General features: G+C 51.4%; 9 protein-coding genes and 1 pseudogene. 5 read left to right on the top strand and 5 right to left on the bottom strand.

Features of this window, described 5'->3' with window-relative positions; all coding sequences use genetic code 11:
* The first annotated feature begins 98 nt into the window (after positions 1-98).
* Positions 99-2,027 carry a putative bifunctional diguanylate cyclase/phosphodiesterase gene (locus AC4LF3_RS21960; protein WP_491836741.1) on the top strand — a complete coding sequence of 643 codons (1,929 nt, stop codon included), beginning with the start codon at positions 99-101 and terminating at the stop codon, positions 2,025-2,027.
* A 1,033-nt stretch (positions 2,028-3,060) separates the two neighbouring features.
* On the opposite strand, the gene AC4LF3_RS21955 is transcribed toward AC4LF3_RS21960, so the two are convergent.
* Both AC4LF3_RS21955 and AC4LF3_RS21950 read right to left on the bottom strand, forming a co-directional pair.
* Positions 3,061-4,230 (bottom strand): Gfo/Idh/MocA family protein, encoded by a 1,170-nt coding sequence (locus tag AC4LF3_RS21955; protein ID WP_491836740.1) that lies wholly within the window; start codon positions 4,228-4,230, stop codon positions 3,061-3,063.
* Positions 4,231-4,255: 25 nt separating this feature from the next.
* On the bottom strand, positions 4,256-5,179 hold the full coding sequence (locus tag AC4LF3_RS21950; protein ID WP_491836739.1) for a TIM barrel protein: 924 nt from the start codon (positions 5,177-5,179) through the stop codon (positions 4,256-4,258).
* A gap of 266 nt (positions 5,180-5,445) precedes the next feature.
* On the opposite strand from AC4LF3_RS21950, the gene AC4LF3_RS21945 reads away from it, so the two are divergent.
* Together AC4LF3_RS21945 and AC4LF3_RS21940 are read left to right on the top strand one after the other, a co-directional pair.
* Complete coding sequence (locus AC4LF3_RS21945; protein WP_491836738.1) at positions 5,446-6,507, top strand: LacI family DNA-binding transcriptional regulator; 1,062 nt, start codon at positions 5,446-5,448, stop codon at positions 6,505-6,507.
* Between the two features lie 175 nt (positions 6,508-6,682).
* Positions 6,683-6,934 (top strand): DUF1654 domain-containing protein, encoded by a 252-nt coding sequence (locus AC4LF3_RS21940; RefSeq protein WP_491836737.1) that lies wholly within the window; start codon positions 6,683-6,685, stop codon positions 6,932-6,934.
* Between the two features lie 485 nt (positions 6,935-7,419).
* Here AC4LF3_RS21940 and yghU read toward each other — a convergent pair whose 3' ends face one another.
* The gene (gene yghU, locus AC4LF3_RS21935) at positions 7,420-8,259 is read right to left on the bottom strand and encodes a glutathione-dependent disulfide-bond oxidoreductase (RefSeq protein WP_491836736.1); all 840 of its coding nucleotides are present in this window, start codon (positions 8,257-8,259) and stop codon (positions 7,420-7,422) included.
* A 686-nt stretch (positions 8,260-8,945) separates the two neighbouring features.
* On the opposite strand from yghU, the gene AC4LF3_RS21930 reads away from it, so the two are divergent.
* Positions 8,946-9,824, top strand: a complete 879-nt coding sequence (locus AC4LF3_RS21930) for a glycoside hydrolase family protein (RefSeq protein WP_491836735.1) — start codon at positions 8,946-8,948, stop codon at positions 9,822-9,824.
* A gap of 269 nt (positions 9,825-10,093) precedes the next feature.
* Positions 10,094-10,465, top strand: a complete 372-nt coding sequence (locus AC4LF3_RS21925; protein ID WP_010798873.1) for a hypothetical protein — start codon at positions 10,094-10,096, stop codon at positions 10,463-10,465.
* Positions 10,466-10,585: 120 nt separating this feature from the next.
* On the opposite strand, the pseudogene AC4LF3_RS21920 reads toward AC4LF3_RS21925, so the two are convergent.
* Positions 10,586-10,759: pseudogene (locus tag AC4LF3_RS21920) on the bottom strand (response regulator); the annotation flags it as partial.
* Positions 10,760-10,865: 106 nt separating this feature from the next.
* Positions 10,866-11,651: a hypothetical protein gene (locus tag AC4LF3_RS21915; protein ID WP_491836734.1), complete on the bottom strand. Its 786-nt coding sequence runs from the start codon at positions 11,649-11,651 to the stop codon at positions 10,866-10,868.
* Positions 11,652-11,924 lie beyond the last annotated feature (273 nt).

Genomic DNA, 11,924 nt, shown 5'->3' with positions numbered 1-11,924 from the left:
TGCTCCCTTAGAGATCTGCTCATGGCAGATCCGCTTACGCCAGATATTGGTGTTGAATAGATCATCTTGATGTCACTGTCGCGTCAGAGAACCATGTGATGAATAAATCCTTAATGGGTTATCTGGTTAAGCTCCTGTCTGTTCCAGAGCACCACCCAGGGTTACTAAAGGCCCAATACGTTGCGTTAGCCCGGCAGTTACCACTCATGTATTTCGTACTGTTGGTCAACTCTTGGGTCTTGGCTATCACTCACGTTGCGGCTGCGCCCTACTGGCTGACTCTTCTTGTGCCGACACTTCTGACAGTTATATGTGGAATACGGGCCATAAACTGGTGGCGCGTCAAAGCCATCCCCCCAACTGAAGCTATCGTAGCGACGCTCAGGCGAACGAACCGGCTAGCACCTTTGATCGCTGGAGGGTTCACGCTCTGGTCGTTGGCTCTGTATCCCTATGGTGATGCCTACAGCCAGGCACATGTTGCCTTCTTCATGGGTATTACCGTAATTGTCTGTATCTTTTGTCTGATGCATCTGCGCTCCTCAGCGCTCATCGTGACGGCAGTGGTGGATCTTGCTTTCATCATTTTTTTTGCAGCGACCGGTAATCCTACCTTTATTGCCACCTCCATAAACATTCTGCTCGTATCTATAGCCATGTTGGTGGTGCTGCAAAACCATTACCGGGATTTCACCAACCTGATTGATGTTCAGGAAAAGACTGAAGAGCTAAGTAATGAAAATCTGCGCTTGGCCAATAAGGATAGTCTGACCGGACTACCCAATCGCCGTCAGTTTTTCAACACGCTTGAGAGTGCGTTAGCCGAGGCAACCCGTAAGCGGAGATTCCTTGCAGTAGGCATTATCGATCTTGATGGGTTTAAGCCGGTTAATGATCTGTATGGCCACAGTATAGGCGACAGGCTTCTGGCGATGGTTGCACAACGGCTTCAAGGCTTAGCCAGCGAGACGGTACATATTGCGCGTTTGGGAGGGGATGAGTTTGCGGCAGTGATTAATGATCCGCTAAGCGATGAGGAGTTAAACACGTTTGGTCAGAGGGTCTGTCAGGCATTACGCGCCGAGTTCATGCTGGCCGATGTGTCTATCCAGATAGGGGCAACGGTTGGTATCGCCACCTTTCCACGAATGGCTGGTAGCGCAATTCAATTATACGAGTTTGCAGACTATGCGCTGTATCAAGGCAAGCGCCATAGCCCTGGCACGGTATGCCTCTTTTCAGAGAGCCACTATGAAGAGCTGCACTCTGCAGTTGAGGTGGAGCAGGCGTTACGGAGAGCTAATTTCGACCTTGAAATATACGTGCTGTTTCAGCCGATTATCGACTGGTCCACTCGCACGACCGTAGCCTTTGAAGCATTGGCCAGATGGCAAAGTCCAGAACTCGGTTTTGTGCCGCCCAACCGGTTCATTCCAGTTGCTGAGCGCACTGGCTTGATCAACCGTTTGACCCTGGCGCTGTTAAACCAGGCATTGCATAAGGCATGTTCATGGCCTGGTGAGATACGCTTGTCATTCAACCTATCAGCCCATGACTGTGGAACCTGTGAGAGTGTCCAACGCATCATAGATGTAATTAGGGGAAGCGGTTTTAATCCATCCAGACTTGATCTGGAAATTACTGAAACGGCAATCGTGCAGGATGTCGTTCAAATGAAGCAGGCCATTGAGCAGTTTCGCAGATTGGGTTGCGGGATCTCTATGGATGACTTCGGTACAGGCTATTCGAGCCTGAGCCAGCTTCATGCGCTTCCCTTTACGAAGCTGAAGATTGATCGTAGCTTTGTGACCAATATCCAGGACAATCCTGCGGGTTACAAAATAGTGAAATCTCTGATTGGCCTAAGCCAGGATATGCAGCTGGATTGCATTATCGAAGGTGTCGAGACACAAGAGGAGATGGCGGTGCTTGCCGATCTAGGAGGAACCCTGGTGCAGGGCTATCTATTCAGCCGCCCAATTTCTTTTGAAGACTCATTAGAGTGGTTGAAAAAAGAGGAAGCCTAAAAGCAGACTCAGCCGTAAGGGATGATCCTTTGAGGTTAGGGCAAGGCGCGACAATTTCATTAAATACAAACCCACCCAAGGCAGCGCTGGCTAATACGGGCTACTGAGATAAATAAAGGAATCTGAGTTTTGTCAGCAGTACATTGGTTTGTCTGACTACAGTCAACTAACTGCACCAGGACAAGCCCCGGCTCCAGCTAGTGAGGTAATCGAGAGTAGTTTTGCCGCGACTTAACAACCTCATCTCCAAGCGGGCTGCTTACCTTGCAGATAATCGCTTCACGCGCAGCAGCATGAGCATAGATGCAGGCTAGGCTGCGAGCAGAGCTCCTTGGTGCTGAAGCAGCGTAAGCAGGTTTGAGGTGACCGAGTTGGTGACAAGTGTTGGTCAGCACAAACACATCTACGAAGTTCTTGACCTCGCACGTTGCAGCGGGGTTATCTGGAAGATACGGCTGAATGGTTTACCTGGCTTCGCCAGGAGATTTAACTTCTCGGTGCATACACTTCAGCTCCAGCTCTTTTCCCGGTCTGGACCTTTTGGCTCGCGCCACTCAGCGCAGGTTGTACTATTTTGGTTTCAGCACCTCTTTCCCTTCGAAGCAGCCACTGACAGTTATGATGGTGTCAGTAAGTAAAAGAGTCCCTACTACTTTGTTCGTGATCAATCTATTAACAGCCCTTTAATAGGGTGATTCTATGTCTGCAGAACAGTAAGCCTGAAGGAAATATAAAAACGAACCTGTGCCACATCCATGAAGGCTGGCTAATAAGTGGTGACATAAGAGCTCGTGCTTGCAGCTAAGGGCCAAGCCAAGAGAAATCCGTCCAGACGTGTCTGCATGGGTAGGGATGGTTTTTGCGGCTGCTAGTATTGTGGTGGCTGTGACCCAGGCTATGGACCTGCTAATAATAGCGGCACTGGTTGAAGCGTGCCTTATAAAGCCAGTGGCGTGGTGTCCATGCTGTGGCCTCGATTAGGAATAGCCGTTCTCCCCGTCCTTTACAGGGCAAGGAGGACGGCAATTTACCGTCAATAGTCAACCCATGCGCCGTCCTGATCTGCAGACTGTACGCAGCGCTCAACCCAACGCACTCCCTCGACGCCAGCATGGATGTCTGGGTAACGAAGCGTTTTTAATAGCGTGCTATCGTTACGGTCCGTCGCGTCCATGGCCAGGGCGAAGCGGTAGTAGAGATTGGCCCACGCCTCGAAAAGCCCCTCGGGGTGGCCTGCGCCGATGCGGTCGTCGATCAGGGCGTTGGCGTGGAGGTAGGTCATGCCGCGCTCCAGCACTTGAACTGGTTGACCCTGGATTTCGAATGAAAGTTGGTTAGGACGTTCATCCCACCATTCAAGACTGGCCCTGGAGCCGATCACGCGGACCTTCTGACCATGCATGGAACCTGCGTTTACAGCACTGGACCAGACCATGCCCATGGCACCACTGTCATATTCCATGAGGGTATAGGCATTGTCCTCCAGCGGGGCACGGCTCTTGACAAAGCTCTGGCGCGAGCACATCAAGCGCTTGATCTTCAGGTCAGGCAACATAACTTCTGAAATATACAGCGGATGTGTACCTATATCGCCTAGCACGTAGCTAGGGCCCGCTATGCGGGGGTCCATACGCCATAGGGCGGCCCCGTTTTGTAACTCTACGGAGTCACTATGAAAGCCATGGGCAAATTGCATGTGTACCATCCGAATTTCGCCCAGTTCGCCTTGGGCAATCATTTGGCGGGCCTGCTCGATCAGTTGATGGCCGGCGTAACCATAGGTCACGCCTACGATTCTGTTTTTCGCCAAAGCTACTTCACGCAATGTTTCAGCTTCCGCCACTGTAAAGCACAGGGGCTTTTCACAGATTACATGCAAGCCTGCCTCCAGCGCCGCCTTGGTAATGGCGTAATGCGTGACATTGGGTGTGGCGATGGATACCGCCTGAATACCATCCGGTCGCTGGGCCTCCTGTTCAAACAGACTGAGGTAGTCTGGGTAACAGCGTTCAGGATCGACACCTAGTGTTATGCCAAATTCGAGGCCACGTTCAGGATTGATATCGAAAGCTCCAGCTACCAAGGCAAAGTTCTGATCACGCAAGGCGGCCGAACGATGAATGTAGCCGATCTGGCTATCACGACCGCCTCCTACCATGGCCCAGCGGATGGGGTGGGGGATACGCTTGCTGCCATTAATCATTGTTATTGTCCTTTAGCAGAGTGGGTTAGAAACCGATCGTAGAGAGATAGCTGCGGCTGGCCGCAACATCGTGCAGGGTGCCCTTGGCGTTGCGTGGATCGCGCTCCTGTTCGACGGTGATGTAGCCCTGATAACCCAGTGTTTGAATGAGTTCGTATAGGGCAGGGTAGTTGATGACGCCGCGTCCAATTGGGCACATGACCCCTTTGGCACAAGCATCAAAGAAGCTAATGCGTTCATCCATGACCTGATCGAATATCGCCTGGTCGATATCTTTGAAATGCAGGTAGTCAAGGCGACTTCCGTACTGGCGGAGCGTCGTTACCGGGTCCATGCCGGCGTAATACAAATGGCCTGTATCCAGGCACAGACCCGCAACATCGTCGGAAATATCTTCCACCAGCTGCGCCAACTCATCGGCGAACTCGATATAGCCACCGGCGTGCGGGTGAATCACTGTTCGCACGCCGTATTCCTTCCAGCTGAGGTCGGCTATGGTACGGATGTGACTCATCATGTGCTGCCAGTCCTGCTGGGGGAGACGCGGAGCCCGGTCAGAATGGCCGGCGTTATAGTCGCGTTCTTCATGTCCCCAGTCGATTACAACCAGATAGGGCATACGGAAACGTTGGCCGGGCTCCTGCTCGATAATGGGTAGGTGCGTAAGTAAGGAGCAAATAGAGTGCGTCTGCTCCAGAAGAGTTGACAGGTTTCGAGGGTCGACAAGGTTATCGAAGATAGTTCCGGCAACCACATGCAGATCATGTGCGGTCAGAACATCACCGACTGTATGAACGTCTAGCGGAAGATATCCATAAGGACCTAGTTCAATCCCGCGGTAACCGGCCTGCGAGGCTTCGTGCAGTACATGCTGCCAAGAGGGAAGAAAAGGATTGTTGACGTCATCAACACCCCAACAGCAAGGGGCAGTGGATATTTTTATGGCCATGTTGCGCTCCGAGGCTTGTTGTTATGACGGGGCTGTAGCACGTGATCGAAAGGCTAGAAGGCTTAGAAAAGTAAAGCTAGAGAAGGGATGGCGTTATCTGTCAAAACCTTTCAAATAGGTAGAACAGACTTTCATTTTCTGTCAAAAGCGCATGCACGCCACTTAGGAAGACGTTGCAGCGCAGGGCCTCTTTGCTAGTAGCAGGTGCTATAGTCGCGACGGAACCTATCAAAACCTGTCAAACAAGCGGCTTAGGTAATCCACGCATGTCAGAGCCTTCTAGTGTCTCGTCGCGTCGCCCTACTATGGAAGATGTAGCCCGTCTGGCAGGGGTCAGCCTGTCAACAGTGGACCGGGTCATCAATCTGAGAGCCAGAGTGCGTGCAGACACAGCGCGGCGTATCGCCGATGCCGCATCTCAACTGGGTTTTCATGCACGGGGCATTATCGAACAGCATCTGGCAGGGCAGCGGCCCATCGTGCGGCTGGGCTTTCTGCTTATGAAGCAGGGCGTGGCGTTTTACCAAGGGTTAGCCGAAGCGCTGGCCGAGGCAGCCGCCACCACGCTCAAGGCACAGGTAAGGGTTGTGATTACCTATCTGGATGACTTTGACCCTTCTACCACGGCGCAGCGGATTCTAGCGTTGCGTGGTCAGGTAGATGCACTAGGTGTCGTTGCAGCCGATCACCGTGAGGTATGCGAAGCGGTGGCCTCCTTGCGTGCAGAGGGTATGCCTGTAATCGCTCTAGTGTCTGATTTGGCAGCCTCTGCGGGTGCAGGTTATGTAGGGCTTGATAGCCGCCGGGCGGGACGTACAGCCGGCTGGTTCATTACCCAGCTGGCTCGCCAGCCAGGGGCGGTAGCACTATTGATCGGCACTCAGCGCTTCCAGTGTCAGGAGCTGTGTGAAATGAGCTTTCGAAGTTATTTGAGCGAGCGGGCCGAGGAGTGGGAACTTCTGGTGCCCAGGCTTACGCTGGAAGATGAAATGTTCGCTTATGAGAATACCTTGGATTTATTAAGAGGCCAGCCTGATCTGGCAGGGCTGTACGTGGCGGGCGGAGGGATAGAAGGGGTACTGCGTGCGCTCAGGGAGGTACGCAAGCGGCAAGGACGCTTACCCGTAGTGGTCTGTCATGATCTGACGCCTCTTACCCAGGCTGCCTTGAAGGATGGTCTCGTTCAGGCGGTATTGTCGCATCCGCTCGGCGTCATGGCGCAGGATGCTGTGCATGAATTGGTAAAGGCGGCTCTTGCTGCACCGGAGCCACTGCCGATGGGGCGAAATGCGCTTGCGCCGCATATCAGTACACCCGAAAGTGTGTAATCACTCCTTAGGTTAATAACTTCCTGGAGGGCCGAACGTCCTGTGAGAGGACAGCCACATACAGGATGAGCATCGGTCGCGTAACTACATACGCTCGGGAGCTGGTTCATGAAACGGCTTGATCTCCACAACACAGATATAATACTGTAAATGCATACAGTGTTGAGCTATGCGTATGGCTAAGAAAACCACGTCCTCTCCACCTACCCCTAAACCCTATGACTTACTTGCTATGCGTCTTCAGCGGGTTATCAACAGTCCAGCCGTACAGTGCGCAAAAACAGCCCTGCTTGAGCGGCTCGAAAGCGATCCGGATGAGGTATGGGAGCAGATCATGGCGGAGCTTGAGGAAACCGATAACGTAACCTTGGCTTTTCGTGATGATGGGAACGTCCAGATTTTTTGGACCGTTCCGCAGGAGGGCTGATCTGAAGTCTTTTTTGGCTTTTGTGCGGCCCAATAGATACAGAGACCTAACTGTGTACCGTTCACAATGGATCCAGCCATGAGGTTTAGCTCTGGATTACCAGCTAGCTGGCTTTAGAGATGTAGTTCTAAAAGTTCATTTCGATAAGACATTCTGCTCAGTTTATAAATACAACCTTTTCCGCTAACCGGACAGTTCATTGTTGCGTTGCGCCTGGGCAGAAACAATCACTATCGTCATACGGACATCAAGAGCAAAAGGAGACTTTCGTCTTCCAAGCGCCTGAGCGGAGTACTTCTAAATGACTGATATATCAAGGCGTTAAGACTCTTTATTCTATTGGAAAGAGTTCAATAACCTGTTGAGCTTAACTGGCACCACTTTGGCAAATAGTGTTTAACCCGAAACAAGCAGGACGGTGACTGAAAGCAGAGCCGTTTGCTCGCGTGTCGCGTCGGCCATCTGATGGCCGACGCTGCTGGAGATCAGTCCAGATCCGACGCGTCGTGCCGCTCGGGTACTTGGTCGGTCTCTTCACCCCATGTGCGGTTGACCTTACGTCCGCGAATCACGGCGGGGCGTTTGGCAATGTCAGCTGCCCAGCGCTGCACATGAGTGTAGTCCTGCACCGAGAGAAACTCGGCGGCATTGTATAGACCACCCTGTACAAGAACGCCGTACCAGGGCCAAATGGCCATGTCGGCAATGGTGTACTCATCGCCTGTAATATAACGACGTTCGGCCAGCTGCCGATCCAGCACGTCGAGCTGGCGCTTGGTTTCCATGGCATAACGGTTGATAGGATATTCGAGCTTTTCTGGAGCATAGGCATAAAAATGCCCAAAGCCGCCGCCTACGAAAGGGGCCGAACCCATTTGCCAGAACAGCCAGTTCAGGGTTTCGGTACGTGCCAGTGTGTCGGTTGGTAGAAAGGCACCAAACTTTTCGGCCAAATAAACAAGAATGGAGCCCGATTCGAATACTCGAACAGGCGTGTCACCGCCATGATCGGCGAGAGCAGGGATTTTTGAATTAGGGTTGACCTCGACAAAGCCGCTGGAGAACTGGTCGCCCTCGCCAATCTTGATCAGCCAGGCATCGTATTCGGCGCCGGTATGGCCCAAGGCAAGCAATTCCTCCAGCATGATGGTGACTTTTACGCCGTTTGGCGTAGCCAGCGAATACAACTGCAGGGGGTGCTTACCAACCGGAAGAGCCTTTTCATGTGTTGGCCCGGCTACAGGGCGATTGATATTGGCAAAGGTACCACCTGAGGCAGTGGTAGGTTTCCAGATCTTGGGTGGGACGTAAGTGGTATCACTCATGACAGTTTCCTTGGCCGGAGCTAATAAAGTGCGGTCGTCAAATGTGATGATGGGACCGCCTGACCAGCAGTACGTTTCCAGTTGCGCCAGGCTATAGGCTAGCGAAAGAGCAGAGGCACTCGGCATGGCTGGAAATCAACGCCCTGACTGAGGGACAGCCGCGGGTATGACTGCATCAGACTGACTCAACCGCTTTAAAGCGTTTCAACCGAGTATGACAGAACAGTAGCTTTATGATGAAACCGTATCTGCTCTTTCATGATGCAGTAAGCAAGCATAAGTCATCTAAGACCAAGATACCTGCCCATCGGTACTGGATACAACGAATAGACTCGGTATTCGCTTAGGATCATGTATATCGATGTTTAAGGGCATATCTTTTAAGAGCGTATATTCAAGCGCTATAAAACATATAAAGGCTACTGCTTGATATATTCTTGATTTAATAGAATGGCGGCTTTAGTCAACTATTTATACGGGTATGTCGTTGTAATGATTAAACTTGGTTATGCTATAGCGAGACTTGGACCTATTTTAATAAGTAAGGTGACTAGACTATAAAAGTCTCACCGTAATCTGCTGAAATTGACCAGTTAAGCGTCAGGTTGACAGAGAATTATAGTCGCCTACGCTCCATAGATACTGTCTGAAACGGCACTTCTGAGGCATTTTTACAAGGAGAGGGGATGAGATCTTTTATACGGCGACTAGCAGTAACGCTGGGCATACTCGTTACGCTTGTAGGTTCACCATTGATTCAAGCGGACCCATCTAGTAAAAGTCCTAAACGGGGCATTGCATATGATCTAACCTCTGGAAAGGATATGAGTGCGTTATCTTCGGGCATAAGTTGGTGGTACAACTGGAGTCCCCGTCCTAGTGATGCCGTAAGTGCTTATAACTATGCGGACGTATATAAAATGGATTTCATTCCCATGGTATGGAATGAGAACTTTAATGATGGAGAGTTGCAGATGTATCTGACAGCTCATCCCGCTATACGTTATCTGCTTGTGATCAACGAACCCAATCTAGTGGATCAAGCTAATTTGACGCCCCAGGCAGCAGCCGCCCTGTGGCCTCGCCTCGAGGCCATCTCCCGCAACACGGGCGTCAAGCTGGTGGGTCCAGCAATGAATTGGGGCACTCTTTCAGGCTATTCAGACCCGGTTGCGTGGCTCGACGCTTTTTTTGCTGCATACAGTTCGGCCCACGCAGGTCGAGATCCGCAAATTGATTATCTGGCATTTCATTGGTACGACTATGGGCTGTCTGGAATGCTTGATCGCCTTGCCCGCTATGGTCGGCCGTTCTGGGTTACTGAATTTGCGAATTGGCATTCCTTGCCTGACGGAGCGCAGATCGACTCCGTAGAAAAACAGAAGCAGCAGATGACCGAAATGGTCGCCCTGCTAGAATCCCGTTCCGATGTATTTCGTTATGCCTGGTTTTCCGGTCGAGTCGATAATGATGTGCATCACTCGAGTCTCCTGGCCAATGACGGCACGCTGACGGAGCTGGGCCGACACTATATATCGCTTCCATTCAATCAGGGCGCCCAGTAAATATCGTCTTTATAGCCGTTATAACAATGTGTGGACAGGCCGCTTCGACGTTTGCTCGTCCTGTAAGCAGCTAGCTTAATGAGAGCGCTGTTGCGGTTTATTCTGAGCAGCTCCTTCAGCAGGTGCCAGATTGAATGAGGTGACTGACGCAGGGGCCGGACTTGAGAGATAACTATCTTTCAACGTAATAGAAGGTATCTCGGCAAACAATTTTTTGAGTGTCAGGTTGCCTCCTACCATAGTGCTCATACCCACCTGAGCACTCAGCCATGACTCTCTCATCTCTCTTTCATAACGCCAGCATGGGCGCCTTGCTGTCCGGACTGATCCTGTTGTCAGGCTGTGCCACTTCTCAGACGGCTTATCTGCAGGACGGAACAGCTGGATACGCCGTGGAGTGCAACGGCTTGTTAGGTCATTGGTCTTCCTGCCATTCAGAAGCGGCGCTACTGTGTGGAGATGAGAGTTATCGTGTGATCAGCCGCAACCGTCTGGATGGCATCACAGAAGAAGAGGCGGAAACCCTTTCCTCCCGCGAAGCGTATCGTGAGCGCAGCATGCTCGTTCAATGTAATGGTCATCAGATTTCCTGGCGTGTAGGCCTGCTGCCACACAGATCATTCCTGGAGCGCTCCTCTTGAGACCTGACGGCTATTCAAAGCGGCTTTGGTAGAGGAAAGGGTTCGCCTGCCTCATGCGGAGGGAATCTGGAGAGATGGGTCTAGCGCGACTGAACGGTGCGCTATCAGTACCTGCAAACGTCAGGCGTTCATCAGTTCGCCTACCCGGGCAGCAAGCATGTCGATTGCAAAAGGTTTGGTCAGTATCTGCATGCCAGGATCAAGGTGGCCGTTACCAATAGCTGCGTTTTCGGCGTATCCCGTGATGAACAGGGTTTTTAGCGTGGGGCGAACTTCTCGCCCTGCATCGGTAATTGCTGACACAGATAAGGGAGTATTAATTGAATGAATATGAGCATGGCCGTTTTGCTTATGGCCATACTCAGCGGTAGTGACTTGAGCGTCCGCTTGGGCGAATAGCTTATTGAATGACGCGGGCGCTATTGCCAGTTCCTGTCTGGGTCAGCGTCGTGTTACTGCCCGCATAGTGTCGTAACTGTTCCACGTGGGCATCATTAAATGTCCCGGTTTGAGACACGACTGTGTGGCTGGCACCTTCGTACGAGGCCTGGTTTATGAAGGCGGTATTGAAATCGCCCTCTTGGTCCAGCCTTATCGAGCCGTTATATTGCCCGCTTTGCTGGATATCGGCAGCATTACCATTGCCAATCATAGTGCCGGTAATGGTCTCAGATATGGTGGCTTGATCAACATGAACGGTATTGGCATTGCCAATCACATCGTAGTCGATACTGCTTTGTTCGGCACCTTGCTCGATAGTGACGTTGTTGTCATCGCCTTGAGTATCGCTACGTATTGTGGACCCGTATCCATAAATATATTTAGCTGAAGGTATGAGGAGCTGGTTATTAGCGCCTACTTGTGATGCAGTTAAGCGATTGTCAGAGCGGATGTTTTGGATATTGGCCCGGTTGTTATCGCCACTCTGAAGCAGGTCGACCTGACTATAGTAGAACTGCTGTGCCACAATTACGCCTTGATTGCCGTCGCCTTGTAATTGCCGAAGAGTGACAGTGCTATCTGAGCCTTGCTGATAAACAGTGGCTTGGCTGTTGGTTGCCGTTTGTTCGATTGATGCAGAAAGATAATCCCCTTCCTGAGTAAGTTCTGCGGTATTCATTTCCGCTAAAGCACTAAGGCTGACTGAAAACAGGGCAGTGACGACAAGTGGTTTATGGCCAAACATAGCGCGCTCCATCCTTTCCATGACAGTTGACCGGGACGAACTGAATTCTGATTCTCTGCCTGTAGCCAGGATCAGGCTATCGCTCTAAAGGGTGGAAACGATGCGGTTTACTGGTTTAAAGAATTAGCTCTAGGCCTTAATGCAAATGTTTCAATAGCACTTGTGCTGACCGTGAGTGACCATGACGTTCCAAAATCAGGTTTCGACATGACAATAGCCGCAAGACTCGCATGACCAGTCTGTAACAGGCAGGTCGATTGTTTGGCATCTTCT

The sequence above is a fragment of the Pseudomonas sp. C2.3V genome, from assembly GCF_058536325.1.
This window is presented reverse-complemented; position numbering and strand designations above follow the sequence as displayed.